Source organism: Streptomyces sp. NPDC031365, assembly GCF_055569765.1.
Genome location: NZ_JBVIIM010000005.1, coordinates 103857 through 119945 on the forward strand (window position 1 = coordinate 103857; position 16089 = coordinate 119945).

The window sequence follows — 16089 nt, forward strand, 5'->3', positions numbered from 1 at the left end:
CCGACATCCCACCGGCCGCGGATCACGCCTCGTCGCGCGCCAGGGCGAGCAGCCGGTCCAGCACGCGGGGGCCGCCGGCCCGGACGCCGTCGTGCTCGAACTCGTCGGTGACCCAGGTGCGCAGGCCGCGGATCGCCCGTGCGGTCCCGAGGGAGTGGGGCGTGTGGACGTACATGTCGTCGTGGTAGACGGCCGCCGCGGCCGGTACCTCGTTGTCGGCGAGGCGCGCGGGGTCGTAGAGGGGCGTCCAGTCGGTGCGCGCGGCGAGCAGTTCGGCCGTCTCGCGCAGGGGGCGCAGCGCGGGGTCGCAGTCGAACATCCAGGGATGAATGGTTTCTCCGGTGAACAGCAGCGGCTCGTCGCCGGCGAGTGCCTTGGCTGCGTCGAACCGCGGGAACTCGGCCCTCACGCGTTCGGCGGACCAGGCGGTGGGCCGGTCGTCCTGTGCGTAGATCGCTTCGTGGACCAGCGCGTACAGCGGGTGGCCGGCGAACGAGAGCAGCCCCTGCGCCTGTTCCTGGAAGGCGTCGGAGAGCGCGGGGCCGCCCGGGGTGGGGACGAAGGCGTCCTCCAGGAGGTGGTGCAGCCGGTGACTGCCGTCGCCGCTGCCGAGCATCCGGCCGAGGGACTGGAATGCCTCGGCGGTGAACCGGTAGCCGTTGGGGAGGACCACCTCGTGGGTGAGGAGGTGGTCGGCGATCCGGCGGGCGCGTTCGACGTCCTGCGGGTAGCGGGCGTAGTGGGCGGTGACCTTGCGTTCGATGCGCGGGTAGGCGGCCCGGTAGACGTCGTCGGCGTGTGCGTCGAGGGAGGGCAGTCCGCCGGTGATGAGCGCGGTGTCGAGGCCCTCGGGAGCCAGGGACAGGTAGGCGACCGTGCAGAAGCCGCCGAAGCTCTGGCCGAGGACGGTCCAGGCGGCGCCGCCGGTGACCTGGGGGCGGATGGCCTCGCAGTCCCGCACGATCGAGTCGGAGCGGAAGCGGGTGAGGTAGTCGGCCTGTTCGGCGGGGCCGCCGCGCAAGGGGAGCGTCTGCCGGTTGGCGGGGGTGGAGTGGCCGGTGCCGCGCTGGTCGAGGAGCAGGACGCGGTAGTCCTTCAGGGCGCGGCCGAGCCAGGAGGGCCTTCCGACGAATCGGTTTGCCCCGAAGCCGGGGCCGCCCTGGAGGTAGAGCAGCCAGGGCAGGTCCTGGCCGGCCCTGTCGCCGGCGACGACCTCACGCGCGTACAGTTCGATCGTCTCCCCCGCGGGGTCGCCGTGGTCGAGGGGCACGGTGAACCGGCGGTCGGTGAGGACCACTCCGGGCTGGCGGTAGCTGACGGACAAGAGGGCTCCCGGGACGAACGGAATGTCGGATCGCGACCCAGTTCAGCATATGTTCGTCCGGTCAACGAGCCCGGGATCGGCACTTCTTGCTGATCACTGGTCAGCGGGCCGGGAGACTGGAGCGCCGGACCACCAGTTCCGGGCGCAGAACGACCCGACGGTGCTCATGGGGCTTGTCCGCGCTGTCGCTCTCGGTCTCCTCCAGCAGCAGTTCGGCCGCCAGGGCGCCCATGGTGACGGCGGGCTGCCGCACCGAGGTGAGCGGAACGGCCGCCGCGGCCGCGAACTCGATGTCGTCGTAGCCGACGATCGCCAGGTCGTCGGGGACGCCGACCCCGGCCGCGTACATCGCCTGGAGGACGCCGAGGGCGAGCAGGTCGTTGGCGCAGAACACGGCGCTGGGGCGGTCCGACAGGCCGAGGAGGCGGGCCCCCGCGTCCCGTCCGGCGGCGACGTCGAGCCGCTCGGTGGGCAGCTCGCGCAGGCAGTCGGGTCCGAGGCCGGCCTCGGCGAGGGCGTTCAGGGCGCCGGTGCGGCGGTCCCGGACCTGGTTCAGTCCGGGCGGACCGCTGACGTACGCGAGGGAGCGGTGTCCGGCGTCGACGAGGTGCCGCACCGCCAGTGCACCGCCCGCCACGTCGTCCACGGAGACGGAGCACTCGGTGGTGCCCTCGGCCACCCGGTCGACCAGGACGAAGGGAATGCCGTGCCGGCGGAACGCGTCGATGTTGCGTCCGGTGGCGTCGGCCGGGGTGAGCAGCACGCCCCGCACCCGCTGCTCGGCGAAGAGCGACAGGTAGTCGGCTTCCTCGCCGGCGCTCTGTGCGCTGTTGCAGACCATGACGCCGAGCCCGGCGTCGCGTGCGGTCCGCTCGGCGCCGCGCGCGACGTCGACGAAGAAGGGGTTGCCCATGTCGAGGACGAGCAGGCCCATGATGCGGCTGCGACCGGCGCGCAGCTGGCGCGCCGACTCGCTGCGGACGTAGCCGAGCCGGTCTATGGCGGACAGCACCCGTGCCCGGGTCTCGGTGGCGACCGTGTCCGGGCGGTTGATGACGTTCGAGACCGTGCCGACGGAGACTCCGGCGACTCGGGCGACGTCCTTGATACCCACCGACTGGGCCATCGGGCAGGGACCTCCAGGGAGACGGGGGGCGGCGTGGCGGGCCATCACACTACCCGCACGGACGCCCCGTACCGGTCGCGGTCAGGCGGGCAGACGGAAGTCGACGACGTGGAGGGGAGAGGGTGTCGTACCGGCGGACTTCTCCTGGTACATCACCGACAGGATCCCGTCCTGGGCGACGCGGATCTCGTCGATCACCACCTCGCCGAAGGCGTTCAGACCGGAGCCGTCGTACAACAGCGTCCGGTCGGTGTGCCCGGTGGCGGCGGAGGCGGCGGCGATACGGCCGTACGGGAGGACGGCGTAGGCGTTGTCGTGGCGGTCCAGGACCAGCTTGGTGCGCTGTCTTCTGGAACGCGCTGTTGTTGACCAGGCCGTCGTAGGACGACGAAGTAGAGGGCCCGGTCGTCGAGTGTGGTGCTGCCGGTGCGGGTGACCGACGGGCCGGGGGCGGCGGCCCGTGCGGTGCCGGCGGCGAGGGCGGGGGCCGCCGCGGTGCCGAGGAGTGCGCCGGCCGGAAGAGTGCGTCGTCTCATCTCGGGCTCCGTCGTCAGGCGAGGTGGAAGACCTCGGTCAGCGGTTTCATCGCCTCGTCGGGGCGGGAGCCGTCGAGGGACTCGAAGAAGGGGGCCATCTCGGCCTGCCAGCGGGCGTTGACCTCGGTGGCCTCCATGCCGGCCTTGGCCGCCTCGAAGTCCTCGGTCTCCAGGTAGCCGACGAGGAGGCCGTCGCCGCGCAGGAAGAGGGAGTAGTTGTGCCAGCCGGTGGCCGAGAGCGCCTCGCGCATCTCGGGCCACACGGCGGCATGGCGTTCGCGGTACTCGGCGATCCGGTCCTGTCGGACCTTGAGCAGGAAGCAGACGCGTTGCATGAGGTACCGCTCCTTTGGAGCCGGTCAGGGGATCAGAAGTCGAACCGGTCGATGTTCCCGGCGTTGAAGACCGTGGGCTTGCCGAGGTTGATCACACCGTCCTTGCCGATGGTGTACTCGCCCATCGCACCGGCTTCGAAGGTCTCACCCTCCTTGCCGGTGATCTGGCCGGAGGACAGAGCGATCGCGGTGCGGGCGGCCAGTTCGCCGAGTTTCGCCGGGTCCCAGAGCTCGAACGCCTCGACGGTGCCGTTCTTGACGTACTTGCGCATGTCGTTCGGCGTGCCGAGGCCGGTCAGCTTGACCTTGCCCTTGTACTTGGAGCCGGACAGGTACTGGGCGGCGGCCTTGATACCGACGGTGGTCGGGGAGATGATCCCCTTCAGGTTCGGGTACTCCTGGAGCAGGCCCTGGGTCTGCTGGAAGGACTGCTGGGCGTCGTCGTTGCCGTAGGCGACCTTGACCAGCTTGATGTTCTTGTACTTGGGATCCTTGAGCTCCTCCTTCATGAAGTCGATCCAGGTGTTCTGGTTGGTCGCGGTCTGCGCGGCGGACAGGATCGCGATCTCGCCCTTGTGGCCGATCTGTTCGGCGAGCAGCTGCACCTCGGTGCGGCCCAGGTCCTCTGCGGAGGCCTGCGAGATGAAGGCGTTGCGGCAGTCGGCGGTGGTGTCCGAGTCGTAGGTGACGACCTTGATGCCGTTCTTCATGGCCTGCTTGAGCGCGGTGCACAGGGCGCCGGGGTCCTGCGCGGAGACGGCCATGGCGTCGACCTGCTGCTGGGTGAGGGTGTTGACGTAGGAGACCTGGCCTGCGGTGTCGGTGGCGCTTGAGGGGCCGACCTCCTTGTAGGTGGAGCCCAGTTCCTTCACGGCCTTCTCCCCGCCCTTGTCGGCGGTGGTGAAGTAGGGGTTGTTGACCTGCTTGGGCAGGAAGCCGACGGTCAGGCCCTTCTTGGTCTCGGCGTTCGGGTCGGCCTTGCCGGCCGAGGCGGCCGCGCCGTCCTCGTTCTTGACGTCCTCCTTGGTGGTGCCGCCGCAGGCGGTGGCGGCCAGGGCGAGCGAGGTGACGGCGGCGAGGGCCGCGCAGGTGCGGCGGACGGTTGCCTTGCGCATGGTGGGTTCCTTAAGGACGAGGGGGTTTCAGGGAGTCGGGGTGGGCGCCTTGGACACCGGTGGTGAGGTGGCGGTCCGGCGTCGGGCGCGTGCGACGGCGATCTGCCGGGCGACGCGGGGTCCCAGGACGGACAGCACCAGCAGCACACCCGTCACGACGATCTGCGACTGCGCGGACACGTCCTGCAGGCTCATCACGTTCTGCAGCGCGCCCAGCAGGAACACACCGGCGATCGCGCCGCCGAGCGTCCCCTTGCCGCCGTCGAAGTCGATACCGCCGAGCAGCACGGCGGCCACGACGGAGAGTTCGAGACCGGTGGCGTTGTCGTAGCGGGCGCTGGCGTAGTGCAGCGCCCAGAAGATGCCGGTGAGGGCCGACATCAGGCCGGTCAGGGTGAACAGGATCAGCTTCTGCCGCCTGACGCGGATGCCGGCGAAGCGGGCGGCCTCCTCCCCTGCGCCGATCGCGAACAGCGACCGCCCGAACGGGGTGGCGTGCAGGGTGACGACCGCGATGGCGAGCAGTACCAGGAAGGGCGGGAAGGCGTACGGGACGAACGTGTCACCGATGCGTCCGGCGGCGAAGTCCAGGTACGGGGCGGGGAAGTCGGTGACCGCGTCGGAGCCGAGCACGATCTGTGCGATGCCCCGGTAGGCGGCGAGGGTTCCGATGGTGACGGCGAGGGAGGGAAGTCCGAGGCGGGTCACCAGCAGCCCGTTGATCAGGCCGCAGACGACGCCGACGAGCAGACAGACCGGGATGATCGTCTCGATCGTCATGCCCTGGTTCCACAGGGCGCCCATCACCGCGCCGGACAGTCCGGCCGTGGACGCCACGGACAGGTCGATCTCGCCGGAGACCACGAGCAGGGTCATGGGCAGGGCGATCAGCGCGATCGGCAGGGTGTTGCCGATGAGGAACGACAGGTTGAGCGCGTTGCCGAAGCCGTCGACGGTGGTGAAGGACAGCAGCAGGACCACGACGAGCAGGGCGCCGACAGCTGTGTCCCACCTCAACGAGGCGGACCGGCGGACCACGCGCGTCAGGGACTCAGACATGGCGGGCGTTCCTCTTCTTCAGGGCGGTGGCCACGCGCAGCGCGACGATCCGGTCGACCGCGATGGCGAGGATGAGCAGGATGCCGTTGATGGCGAGCACCCACACGGAGCTGACGCCGAGGGCGGGCAGCACGCTGTTGATGGAGGTCAGCAGCAGGGCCCCGAGGGCGGCGCCGTAGACGCTGCCGGAGCCGCCGGTGAAGACCACGCCGCCGACCACGACCGCGCTGACGACGGTGAGTTCGTAGCCGTTGCCGGTGCCGGAGTCGACGTTGCCGAACCGGGCCAGGTACAACGCGCCGGCGAGGCCCGCGAGGCCGCCGCAGAAGGTGTACGCGGCGAGGATCCGCTTGCGTACGGGGATGCCGGCGAGCCGGGCGGCCTCCGGGTTCGAGCCCAGCGCGTACAGCTCGCGTCCGCTGCCGAAGTGCTTGAGGTAGTACGCCGTCGCCACGAGCACCGCGAGCGCGATCAGCGCCAGGTACGGCACCGCCGAGATGCCGCCGGAGCCGAAGTCGACGAAGCCGCCGGGGAGATCGGCCGCGGTGATCTGGCGGGAGCCGACCCAGATGGAGTCGATGCCGCGGATGATGTAGAGCGTGCCGAGGGTCACCACGAGGGCGGGCACCTGGCCGAGGCTGACGAGCAGACCGTTGAGCAGTCCGAAGCCTGTGCCGAGCAGGACGGCGAGGGCGATGGCGACGACCGCGTTTCCGCCGTCCTGGAGATGGATGCCGGCGGCGAAGGCGCTGATCCCGAGCGTGGAGCCGACCGACAGGTCGACGTTGCGGGTGATGACCACCAGGGACTGGCCGGTGGCGACCAGGACCAGGATGGTGGCGTTCAGCAGCAGGTCCTTGATGCCCTGTTCGGACAGGAACTCGCTGTTGCCGGCCTGGGTGACGCCGATCATCACCAGGAAGACGACGAGGATGGCGAGTTCACGCATCTTGAAGACCCGGTCGGCCAGCCGGGTGGCACCGGCCCTGGGCACCTCGGCGACGGGAGCTTCTTCGGGAGCGGTGACCGTCATGCTGCGGCCCTCCCCGTGGCTGCGGCCATCACGGTTTCCTCGGTGGCGTCGGTGCGGGGGATCTCGGCGGTGATCCGGCCCTCGTGCATCACCAGCACGCGGTCGGCCATGCCGAGGATCTCGGGCAGGTCGGAGGAGATCATCAGGACGGCGACGCCGTCGGCGGCGAGCTGGGACAGCAGCCGGTGCACTTCCGCCTTGGTGCCGACGTCGATGCCACGCGTGGGCTCGTCGACGATCAGCACCTTCGGCCCGGTGGCGAGCCACTTGGCGAGGACGACCTTCTGCTGGTTGCCGCCGGACAGGGTGTTCACCGTGTCGGCGATCCGGGCGTACTTGACCTGGAGCTTCACGGCCCAGTCGAGGGAACGGCTGCGTTCGGCGCCGCGGTCCATCAGACCGGCCCTCACCGTCGTTCGGAGTCCGGTGAGGCCGATGTTGCGTTCGATGGACATGTCCATCACCAGCCCCTGGGCGCGCCGGTCCTCGGGCACCAGCGCGAGGCCGGCGGCCATGGCGGTGGACGGGGCACCGTTGGTGAGCCCCCGCCCGTCGACCTCCACCTCGCCGGCGTCCCATCGGTCGATGCCGAACACGGCGCGGGCCACCTCGGTGCGGCCGGCGCCGACGAGCCCCGCCAGGCCGACGATCTCACCGCGCCGCACGTCGAAGGAGACGTCGGTGAAGACGCCCTCACGGGTCAGTCTGCGCACGCTCAGGGCGGTCCCGCCCGGGGTCACGTCCTGCTTGGGGTAGAGCTCATCGAGATCGCGGCCGACCATGCGGCGGACCAGGTCGTCCTCGGTCATGCCGTCCAGCGGCTCGCTCGCGATCCAGGCGCCGTCGCGCAGGGTGGTGACCCGCCGGCAGATCTCGAAGATCTCCTCCAGGCGGTGGGAGATGAAGAGAACCGACGCGCCCTGTTCACTCAGGGTGCGTACGACGCCGAAGAGGCGGGCGGCCTCGCTGCCGGTGAGGGCGGCGGTGGGCTCGTCCATGATCAGGACGCGGGCGTCGAAGGAGAGCGCCTTGGCGATCTCGACGATCTGCTGGTCGGCGATGGACAGACCGCGGGCCGGGCGGTCCGGGTCGAGTGCGACCCCCAGCCGCTTCATCAGGGCCGCGGTCGCGTCGTACGTGGCCTTGTGGTCGATTCGGCCGAAGGCCCGCCGGGGCTGCCGGCCCATGAAGATGTTCTCGGCGATCGACAGGTCGGGGAAGAGTGTGGGCTCCTGGTAGATCACGGCGATACCGGCGTCGCGTGCGTCGCCGGGGCCGTGGAAGACGACCGGCGCGCCGTCGAGCAGCACCTGGCCGGCATCCGGCCGGTGCACTCCGGCGAGCGTCTTGATGAGGGTCGACTTGCCGGCTCCGTTCTCCCCGGCGAGGGCGTGCACCTCCCCGGGGAACAGCTCCAGGGAGACGTCCCGCAGCGCACGCACCGCGCCGAAGGACTTGGACATGCCCTTGAGCGCGAGAACCGGGGCCGGACCCGTGTCGGACGGGTGGGTCATGAGGGCTCCTCGACGACGTCGGCGGGTCGGCCCTCGCCACGTCGTGAAAGGTTTCAACTGGATTGCCGGGACGTTAGGCGCGCGACGCATGTCACGTCAATGGGGCCCGGTCGAAAAACTTTCGACAGCTTCGGATCACACCGTGGTCACGGACGCCGGCCTTCACCGAAGGGGTTGACACCCCTTCGGGGGCGCCCTAGCTTCCCGTACTGAATCGTTTCACTCAGTGGTCGTTACGACCCGATGTCACAGGAGCCCTGACGTGACCGAGCTCGCCGCGGCGAAGGCCGCTCTCAAGACCCAGGCAGTCGAGACGCCGTCATGGGCGTACGGGAACTCGGGGACCCGGTTCAAGGTGTTCGCGCAACAGGGCGTCCCCCGTACTCCGCAGGAGAAGCTGGACGACGCGGCCAAGGTGCACGAGTTCACCGGAATCGCGCCGACCGTGGCGCTGCACATCCCGTGGGACAAGGTCGAGGACTACGCGGCACTGGCCAGGCACGCCGAGGACCGGGGGGTGAAGCTCGGCACGATCAACTCCAACACCTTCCAGGACGACGACTACCGGCTGGGCTCCCTCTGCCATCCGGACGCAGCGGTGCGCAGGAAGGCCGTCGGCCATCTGCTGGAGTGCGTCGACATCATGGACGCGACCGGTTCCAAGGACCTGAAGCTGTGGTTCGCCGACGGGACGAACTATCCCGGGCAGGACGACATCCGCGCACGGCAGGACCGGCTCTCCGAAGGGCTGGCGGAGGTCTACGGGCGGCTCGGCGACGGGCAGCGGATGCTGCTGGAGTACAAGCTCTTCGAGCCGGCGTTCTACACGACGGACGTGCCGGACTGGGGGACGGCGTACGCGCACTGCCTGAAGCTCGGTGAGAAGGCGCAGGTGGTGGTCGACACCGGACATCACGCGCCGGGGACCAACATCGAGTTCATCGTCGCGACGCTGCTGCGGGAGGGGAAGCTCGGCGGGTTCGACTTCAACTCACGGTTCTATGCGGACGACGACCTGATGGTGGGGGCGGCGGATCCGTTCCAGTTGTTCCGGATCATGTACGAGGTGGTGCGTGGGGGCGGGTTCACGCCCGGGGTGGCGTTCATGCTGGATCAGTGCCACAACATCGAGGCGAAGATCCCGGCGCTCGTTCGTTCCGTCATGAACGTTCAGGAAGCGACGGCGAAGGCGCTGCTGGTGGACCGGTCGGCGTTGGCAGATGCTCAGCGGGCGGGGGATGTTCTCGAGGCCAACGCCGTGTTGATGGACGCGTACAACACGGACGTGCGTCCGCTGCTTCGTGAGGTGCGGGAGGAAATGGGGCTGGACCCCGAGCCCCTTTCCGCCTACCGGCGGTCCGGATGGGCCGAGAAGATCGTCGCCGAGCGGGTTGGCGGGGAGCAGGCGGGGTGGGGGGCGTGAGCGTCTGCCGGGACTCTGTTCATCGCGGGCTGCCGGCCCGTCGTGGTTGATCGCGCCCCCGCGGCGGTAGCCGCACATGCGACACGGCCCCACGCCCCTGGAGGGGCGCTCCGCTCCCCTTCTGTCGACAAGGACTGATCACTTATGTCATCCCACCCCGAAGCTGCCGCTCTGCTCGCTCGTTCTCACCGGCTCGGCGCCGACCCCCGTAACACCAACTACGCCGGCGGCAACACCTCGGCCAAAGGCACCGAAACCGATCCGGTCACCGGCGGTGACGTCGAGCTGATGTGGGTCAAGGGGTCCGGGGGTGATCTCGGGACGCTCGCCGAGGCGGGGCTGGCCGCGCTGCGACTGGACCGGCTGCGGGCGCTCGCCGGGGTCTACCCGGGGGTCGAGCACGAGGACGAGATGGTCGGGGCGTTCGACTACTGCCTGCACGGCAAGGGCGGTGCCGCGCCCTCGATCGACACCGCGATGCACGGACTCGTCGACGCCGCGCACGTCGACCATCTCCACCCCGACTCCGGGATCGCCCTCGCCTGCGCGGCCGACGGGGAGAAGCTGACCGCCGAGTGCTTCGGCGACACCGTGGTGTGGGTGCCGTGGCGGCGGCCCGGCTTCCAGCTCGGGCTCGACATCGCCGCCGTGAAGGCGGCCAACCCTGAGGCCGTCGGGTGCGTGCTCGGCGGGCACGGCATCACCGCCTGGGGTGACACCTCCGAGGAGTGCGAGCGGAACTCGCTGCACATCATCCGCACCGCCGAGACGTTCCTCGCCGAGCGTGGCCGGCCGGAGCCGTTCGGTCCGGTGATCGAGGGGTACGAGCCGCTGCCCGAGGCAGAGCGGCGGGAGCGGGCGGCCGCCCTGGCGCCGTACGTACGGGCCATCGCCTCACAGGACCGGGCGCAGGTCGGGCACTTCGACGACTCGGGCGCCGTACTGGACTTCCTGGCCCGCGCCGAGCACCGGCGGCTGGCCGCCCTCGGCACCTCCTGCCCGGACCACTTCCTGCGCACCAAGGTCCGTCCGCTCGTCCTCGACCTGCCGCCGGCCGCCCCGCCGGCCGAGGCGGTCGCCCGGCTGAAGGAGCTGCACGCGGCCTACCGCGAGGAGTACGCCGCCTACTACGCGCGGCACGCGGAGCCCGACTCCCCCGCGATGCGCGGCGCCGACCCCGCGATCGTGCTGGTGCCGGGCGTGGGCATGTTCAGCTTCGGCAAGGACAAGCAGACCGCGCGGGTGGCCGGTGAGTTCTACCTCAACGCGATCAACGTGATGCGCGGGGCCGAGGCGGTGTCCACGTACGCGCCGATCGAGGAGTCGGAGAAGTTCCGTATCGAGTACTGGGCGCTGGAGGAGGCCAAGCTTCAGCGGATGCCGAAGCCCAAGCCGCTCGCCACCCGGGTGGCGCTGGTGACCGGTGCGGGCGGCGGGATCGGCAGGGCGATCGCACAGCGGCTGGCGGCCGAGGGCGCGTGTGTGGTCGTGGCCGATCTGAACGGGGAGAACGCCGCGCGGGTCGCCGAGGAGCTGGGCGGGTCCGACAAGGCCGTCGCCGTGACCGTCGACGTCACGTCCGAGGAGCAGATCGCCGGTGCCTTCAGGGCCGCCGTTCTCGCCTTCGGTGGTGTCGACCTGGTGGTGAACAACGCGGGGATCTCGATCTCCAAGCCGCTCCTGGAGACGTCCGCCGAGGACTGGGACCTCCAGCACGACATCATGGCCCGCGGTTCCTTCCTCGTGTCGCGCGAGGCGGCCCGGGTGATGACCGCGCAGGAACTGGGCGGAGACATCGTCTACATCGCGTCGAAGAACGCGGTGTTCGCCGGTCCCCACAACATCGCCTACTCCGCCACCAAGGCCGACCAGGCCCACCAGGTGCGGCTGCTCGCCGCCGAACTGGGCGAGCAGGGGATCCGGGTCAACGGCGTCAACCCGGACGGTGTGGTGCGCGGTTCCGGCATCTTCGCGGGCGGCTGGGGCGCCCAGCGTGCCGCCGTGTACGGGGTCCCGGAGGAGAAGCTGGGCGAGTTCTACGCCCAGCGGACGCTGCTGAAGCGGGAGGTGCTGCCCGAGCATGTGGCGAACGCCGTGTTCGCGCTGACCGGAGGCGATCTCACGCACACCACCGGACTGCATGTCCCGGTCGACGCCGGCGTGGCCGCCGCGTTCCTGCGATGAGCACCGCCGTGAAGTCGTACGCCGCGGTCGACCTCGGCGCGTCCAGCGGGCGCGTCATGGTCGGCCGCGTCGGCCCCGACAGCCTGGAGCTGACCGAGGCCCGCCGTTTCCCGAACCGGCCGGTACGGGTGCCCGAAGGGCTGCGCTGGGACGTTCTGGGGCTGTACGCGGGGGTGCTCGACGGACTGAGAAGGGCAGGGCAGGTCGACTCCGTCGGCATCGACAGCTGGGCCGTGGACTACGGGCTGCTGGACGCGGACGGGGCGCTGCTCGGCAATCCGGTGCACTACCGCGACAGCCGTACCGAGGGGGTCGCCGAGAAGGTGTGGTCGACCGTGCCCGCCGGAGAGCTGTACGCGGCGACCGGACTGCAGTACGCCCCGTTCAACACCCTGTACCAGTTGACGGCGGCTCGCGGTTCGGTACAACTCGCGCGGGCCGAGCGGCTGTTGCTGATACCGGATCTGATGGCGTACTGGCTGACCGGGGAGCAGGGCACAGAGCTGACGAACGCCTCCACCACCCAGCTGATCGACCCGCGCACCCGTGACTGGGCGCACGGCGTCGCGGAGCGGCTGGGTGTCGACCTCGCCCTGTTCGCGCCGCTGCGCGGGCCCGGGGACCCGGCCGGGGTGCTGCGGCCGGAGGTGCTGGAGGAGACCGGGCTGAGCGGACCGGTCCCGGTGACGGCGGTCGGTTCGCACGACACGGCGTCCGCGGTGGCCGCGGTACCGGCGGACGGTGAGCGGTTCGCGTACATCTGCACCGGCACCTGGTCGCTGGCCGGCCTCGAGCTGGACGCGCCGGTGCTGACGGAGGAGAGCCGGGCCGCCAACTTCACCAATGAGCTGGGGCTGGACGGCACGGTCCGCTACCTGCGCAACATCATGGGTCTGTGGCTGCTCCAGGAGTGTCTGCAGACCTGGGGCGAGCCCGATCTGGGCGGGCTGCTGCACGAGGCGGCCGGGGTGCCGGCACTGCGCTCGGTGGTCGACGCGGGGGACGCCGCGTTCCTCGCGCCGGGGCGGATGCCGGAGCGGATCGCCGAGGCCTGCCGGGACTCGGGGCAGCCGGTGCCGGTGTCCGCCGCCGAGGTCACGCGCTGCATCCTCGACTCGCTCGCCCTGGCACACCGCAAGGCGGTCGAGGACGCCTCCCGGCTCGCCGGGCAGCCGGTGGACGTCGTGCACATCGTGGGCGGCGGCACCCGCAACGCGCTGCTGTGCCAGCTGACCGCCGACGCCTGCGGGCTGCCGGTGGTGTCCGGGCCGACGGAGGCGGCGGCGCTGGGCAATGTGCTCGTGCAGGCCCGTGCGCACGGGCTGGTCGGCGACCTCACCGGGATGCGGCGGCTGCTCACCCGCACCCAGCCGCTGACGCGGTACACGCCGCGCGGCGGCACACAGCGGTGGCAGGCCGCCCAGGCCCGCCTCGCCCGGGGCTGACCGGGTCTCCCGCCGGCCCCCGCTCCCGCATTACCCTGCATTCACCCGATGACCGAATGACCCGAGGAGCCGCGATGCGTGTCGCCCTGTTCCTGACCTGCGTCAACGACACGCTCTATCCGGACACCGGGCGCGCCGTGGTGAAACTCCTGACCAGGCTGGGTGTCGATGTCGACTTCCCGATGGCGCAGACCTGCTGCGGTCAGGCGCACTACAACACCGGTTACCGGCATGAGGCTGAGCCGATGGCCCGTCATTTCTCGGATGTCTTCCGGGACTACGAGGCGATCGTGACGCCGTCCGGGTCGTGCGGGGCGATGGTGCGGGAGCTGTATCCGCGGATGGGTGAGCGGGCCCGGGCGGAGGGGCGCGGGGACACCCTGGCGGCGACGCTGGCGCCGGTCGTACCGAAGACGTACGAACTCACCGAGTTCCTGGTGGATGTGCTGGGGGTGACGGACGTCGGGGCGTACTACCCGCACAAGGTGACCTACCACCCGACCTGCCACGGGCTGCGCGCACTGGGCCTCGGCGAGCGGCCGCTGCAGCTGCTGCGGGCGGTGAGAGGGCTGGAGCTGGCCGCGTTGCCGGGGGCGGAGGAGTGCTGCGGCTTCGGCGGCACCTTCGCGCTGAAGAACGCCGATGTCTCGGCCGCGATGGGAACCGACAAGGTGCGCAACGCGGAGTCGACGGGCGCCGAGGTGCTGTGCGCCGCGGACAACTCCTGTCTGATGCACATCGGCGGAACGATGACCAGGCTGCGGACCGGGATGCGGCCGGTGCACATCGCGGAGATCCTGGCGAGCACGGAGGAGGCGCCGGCCGTATGAGCGGTACATTCGTCGGGATGCCGGCCTTTCCGGAGGCCGCCCGGGACGCCGTGCACAACACCACCCTGCGCGGAAACCTGCGGCACGCCACGCACACCATCCGTGCCAAGCGCGCCAAGGCCGTCGCGGAGCTGCCCGACTGGGCGGAACTGCGGGAGGCGGGCAAGCAGATCAAGGACCACACGCTCCGCCATCTCGACCGCTACCTCGTGCAGTTGGAGGAGTCGGTGACGGCGGCGGGCGGCACCGTGCACTGGGCCGCCGACGCCGACGAGGCCAACCGGATCGTGGCCGGGCTGGTCAAGGAGACCGGTGAGTCGGAGGTCGTCAAGGTCAAGTCGATGGCCACACAGGAGATCGGTCTCAACGAAGCTCTTCAGGCGGAGGGTATCCGCGCCTACGAGACCGATCTGGCGGAGCTGATCGTGCAGTTGGGCAAGGACCGGCCGTCGCACATCCTGGTGCCGGCGATCCACCGCAACCGCGGGGAGATCCGGGAGATCTTCGCCCGGGAGATGAGCGAGTGGGGCCGCCCCGCCCCCGAAGGACTGACGGACACCCCCGCCGAACTCGCCGACGCGGCGCGGCTGCATCTCCGGGAGAAGTTCCTGCGCGCCCAAGTGGGCATCTCCGGCGCCAACTTCATGGTCGCCGAGACCGGCACCCTGGTAGTGGTGGAGTCCGAGGGCAACGGGCGGATGTGCCTGACCCTGCCCGAGACACTGATCTCGGTCGTCGGTATCGAGAAGATCGTTCCGACCTGGCAGGACCTGGAGGTGTTCCTGCAGACCCTCCCCCGCTCCTCGACCGCCGAGCGGATGAACCCGTACACCAGCACCTGGACCGGAACCACGGATGAGGACGGCCCGCGGACGTTCCACCTGGTCCTGCTGGACAACGGCCGCACCGACACCCTCGCCGACGAGGTGGGCCGGCAAGCACTGCGCTGCATCCGCTGCTCGGCCTGCCTCAACGTGTGCCCGGTGTACGAGCGGGCCGGCGGCCACGCGTACGGCTCGGTCTATCCGGGGCCGATCGGCGCGATCCTCAGCCCTCAACTGCGGGGCACCGGAAGTGAGATCGACGCGTCCCTGCCCTACGCCTCGTCGCTGTGCGGGGCCTGCTACGACGTCTGCCCGGTCGCCATCGACATCCCCGAGGTACTGGTGCACCTGCGGGAACGCGTGGTGCAGGGCGGCCGGGTGACGAGGGCGGGCAACAAGGTGGTGGTGCAGCCGGCGAAGGGGCACGCCGCCGAGCGGGCGGCGATGCGCGCGGCACGCTGGGCGTTCACGCATCCCGGCGCGCTGCGCACCGGCCAGCGCCTCGCCTCGCGCACGCGTCGACTCCATCCGCGCACCCTGCCGGGCCCCGGCCGGGCGTGGAGCGGGACCCGCGACCTGCCGCCGGTACCGGCGGAGCCGTTCCGGGACTGGTGGCAGCGTACGCGGGGCGGAAAGGGAGCGGCCAAGTGAGCAGCAGGGAACGGATCCTGGGCCGGGTGCGGCGCGCCCTCGCCGACGTGCCGCGCGACGACACACCCTACGAGCGGGCGGTCGCCCGGGACTATCTGCGCGAGCACGGTGAGCGCACCGTCGAGGAGACGGTGGACCTTCTCGCGGAAAACCTGGCCGACTACCGGGCCATCGTGCACCGTACGGACGCCGACGCGCTGCCGTACCTCATCATGCGGCTGCTCGCCGAGCGCGGCGCACAGTCCGTGCTCGTACCGCCAGGCCTTCCGCCGGCGTGGATGTCGGCCGCCGATCCCCCTCGTATCCACGACCGAGCCGCGAGCACGCCCCACGAACTCGACCGGGTGGGGAGTGTGGTCACCGCCTGCGCGGTGGCCGTCGCCGAGACGGGCACGATCGTGCTGGACGGCTCCCCCGACCAGGGCCGGCGTCGTATCACCCTGGTCCCCGACCACCACATCTGCGTGGTCCGCGTCCCTGACCAGGTGGTCGCCTCCGTCCCCCAGGCCCTCGCGCGTCTCGACCCGGCACGCCCCCTTACCTGGATCTCCGGTCCGTCGGCCACCAGTGACATCGAACTCGACCGGGTGGAGGGCGTGCACGGGCCGCGCACCCTGGAGGTCGTGCTGGTCGGGTGAGCCCGCGCGTGAGGTGTCGTTGAGTACACCCGGCGATACGGGTCCTGCGCCC

General features: G+C 70.7%; 13 protein-coding genes and 1 pseudogene. 6 read left to right on the forward strand and 8 right to left on the reverse strand.

Going from position 1 to position 16089, the window contains the following annotated elements; all coding sequences use genetic code 11:
* Positions 1 to 22: 22 nt before the first annotated feature.
* The 8 genes and pseudogenes from ACZ5C2_RS10510 to ACZ5C2_RS10545 all read right to left on the reverse strand — a co-directional run bounded on the left by ACZ5C2_RS10510 (position 23) and on the right by ACZ5C2_RS10545 (position 8042).
* The gene (locus tag ACZ5C2_RS10510) at positions 23 to 1324 is read right to left on the reverse strand and encodes an alpha/beta fold hydrolase (RefSeq protein ID WP_468788746.1); all 1302 of its coding nucleotides are present in this window, start codon (positions 1322 to 1324) and stop codon (positions 23 to 25) included.
* 100 nt (positions 1325 to 1424) lie between these two features.
* Complete coding sequence (locus ACZ5C2_RS10515; RefSeq protein ID WP_468788748.1) at positions 1425 to 2450, reverse strand: LacI family DNA-binding transcriptional regulator; 1026 nt, start codon at positions 2448 to 2450, stop codon at positions 1425 to 1427.
* Between the two features lie 81 nt (positions 2451 to 2531).
* Positions 2532 to 2795, reverse strand: a pseudogene (locus ACZ5C2_RS10520) (Tat pathway signal sequence domain protein); the annotation flags it as partial.
* A 205-nt stretch (positions 2796 to 3000) separates the two neighbouring features.
* Positions 3001 to 3321, reverse strand: a complete 321-nt coding sequence (locus ACZ5C2_RS10525; protein WP_468788750.1) for an L-rhamnose mutarotase — start codon at positions 3319 to 3321, stop codon at positions 3001 to 3003.
* Between the two features lie 32 nt (positions 3322 to 3353).
* Positions 3354 to 4436: a rhamnose ABC transporter substrate-binding protein gene (gene rhaS, locus ACZ5C2_RS10530; protein WP_468788752.1), complete on the reverse strand. Its 1083-nt coding sequence runs from the start codon at positions 4434 to 4436 to the stop codon at positions 3354 to 3356.
* 27 nt (positions 4437 to 4463) lie between these two features.
* The gene (locus tag ACZ5C2_RS10535; RefSeq protein WP_468788754.1) at positions 4464 to 5495 is read right to left on the reverse strand and encodes an ABC transporter permease; all 1032 of its coding nucleotides are present in this window, start codon (positions 5493 to 5495) and stop codon (positions 4464 to 4466) included.
* Positions 5488 to 6528, reverse strand: coding sequence for an ABC transporter permease (locus ACZ5C2_RS10540; protein WP_468788756.1), 1041 nt, complete (start codon positions 6526 to 6528; stop codon positions 5488 to 5490). Before ACZ5C2_RS10540 ends, ACZ5C2_RS10535 begins: the two co-directional genes overlap by 8 nt.
* The gene (locus ACZ5C2_RS10545; RefSeq protein WP_468788758.1) at positions 6525 to 8042 is read right to left on the reverse strand and encodes a sugar ABC transporter ATP-binding protein; all 1518 of its coding nucleotides are present in this window, start codon (positions 8040 to 8042) and stop codon (positions 6525 to 6527) included. The genes ACZ5C2_RS10540 and ACZ5C2_RS10545 overlap by 4 nt, the downstream gene beginning before the upstream one ends.
* 262 nt (positions 8043 to 8304) lie before the next feature.
* Here ACZ5C2_RS10545 and rhaI point away from each other — a divergent pair, with 262 nt between their 5' ends.
* The 6 genes from rhaI to ACZ5C2_RS10575 all read left to right on the forward strand — a co-directional run bounded on the left by rhaI (position 8305) and on the right by ACZ5C2_RS10575 (position 16037).
* Positions 8305 to 9465, forward strand: coding sequence for an L-rhamnose isomerase (gene rhaI, locus ACZ5C2_RS10550; RefSeq protein ID WP_468788760.1), 1161 nt, complete (start codon positions 8305 to 8307; stop codon positions 9463 to 9465).
* 144 nt (positions 9466 to 9609) lie between these two features.
* Positions 9610 to 11649, forward strand: a complete 2040-nt coding sequence (locus ACZ5C2_RS10555) for a bifunctional aldolase/short-chain dehydrogenase (RefSeq protein ID WP_468788762.1) — start codon at positions 9610 to 9612, stop codon at positions 11647 to 11649.
* Positions 11646 to 13094, forward strand: coding sequence for a rhamnulokinase (locus tag ACZ5C2_RS10560; RefSeq protein ID WP_468788764.1), 1449 nt, complete (start codon positions 11646 to 11648; stop codon positions 13092 to 13094). Before ACZ5C2_RS10555 ends, ACZ5C2_RS10560 begins: the two co-directional genes overlap by 4 nt.
* Positions 13095 to 13168: 74 nt before the next feature.
* The gene (locus ACZ5C2_RS10565) at positions 13169 to 13924 is read left to right on the forward strand and encodes a (Fe-S)-binding protein (protein WP_468788766.1); all 756 of its coding nucleotides are present in this window, start codon (positions 13169 to 13171) and stop codon (positions 13922 to 13924) included.
* A complete protein-coding gene (locus tag ACZ5C2_RS10570) occupies positions 13921 to 15399 on the forward strand; it encodes a LutB/LldF family L-lactate oxidation iron-sulfur protein (protein WP_468788768.1) in 1479 nt (492 codons plus the stop codon). The genes ACZ5C2_RS10565 and ACZ5C2_RS10570 overlap by 4 nt, the downstream gene beginning before the upstream one ends.
* Positions 15396 to 16037, forward strand: a complete 642-nt coding sequence (locus ACZ5C2_RS10575) for a LutC/YkgG family protein (RefSeq protein ID WP_468788770.1) — start codon at positions 15396 to 15398, stop codon at positions 16035 to 16037. The genes ACZ5C2_RS10570 and ACZ5C2_RS10575 overlap by 4 nt, the downstream gene beginning before the upstream one ends.
* The last annotated feature ends 52 nt before the right edge of the window (positions 16038 to 16089 follow it).

What these genes read in the sequence shown, in the direction of transcription:
- ACZ5C2_RS10540 (WP_468788756.1), bottom strand. Translation starts at nt 6,528, where the DNA reads ATGACGGTCACCGCTCCCGAAGAAGCTCCCGTCGCCGAGGTGCCCAGG.
- ACZ5C2_RS10525 (WP_468788750.1), bottom strand. Translation starts at nt 3,321, where the DNA reads ATGCAACGCGTCTGCTTCCTGCTCAAGGTCCGACAGGACCGGATCGCC.
- ACZ5C2_RS10545 (WP_468788758.1), bottom strand. Translation starts at nt 8,042, where the DNA reads ATGACCCACCCGTCCGACACGGGTCCGGCCCCGGTTCTCGCGCTCAAG.
- ACZ5C2_RS10565 (WP_468788766.1), top strand. Translation starts at nt 13,169, where the DNA reads ATGCGTGTCGCCCTGTTCCTGACCTGCGTCAACGACACGCTCTATCCG.
- ACZ5C2_RS10570 (WP_468788768.1), top strand. Translation starts at nt 13,921, where the DNA reads ATGAGCGGTACATTCGTCGGGATGCCGGCCTTTCCGGAGGCCGCCCGG.
- ACZ5C2_RS10560 (WP_468788764.1), top strand. Translation starts at nt 11,646, where the DNA reads ATGAGCACCGCCGTGAAGTCGTACGCCGCGGTCGACCTCGGCGCGTCC.
- ACZ5C2_RS10535 (WP_468788754.1), bottom strand. Translation starts at nt 5,495, where the DNA reads ATGTCTGAGTCCCTGACGCGCGTGGTCCGCCGGTCCGCCTCGTTGAGG.
- rhaS (WP_468788752.1), bottom strand. Translation starts at nt 4,436, where the DNA reads ATGCGCAAGGCAACCGTCCGCCGCACCTGCGCGGCCCTCGCCGCCGTC.
- ACZ5C2_RS10555 (WP_468788762.1), top strand. Translation starts at nt 9,610, where the DNA reads ATGTCATCCCACCCCGAAGCTGCCGCTCTGCTCGCTCGTTCTCACCGG.
- ACZ5C2_RS10515 (WP_468788748.1), bottom strand. Translation starts at nt 2,450, where the DNA reads ATGGCCCAGTCGGTGGGTATCAAGGACGTCGCCCGAGTCGCCGGAGTC.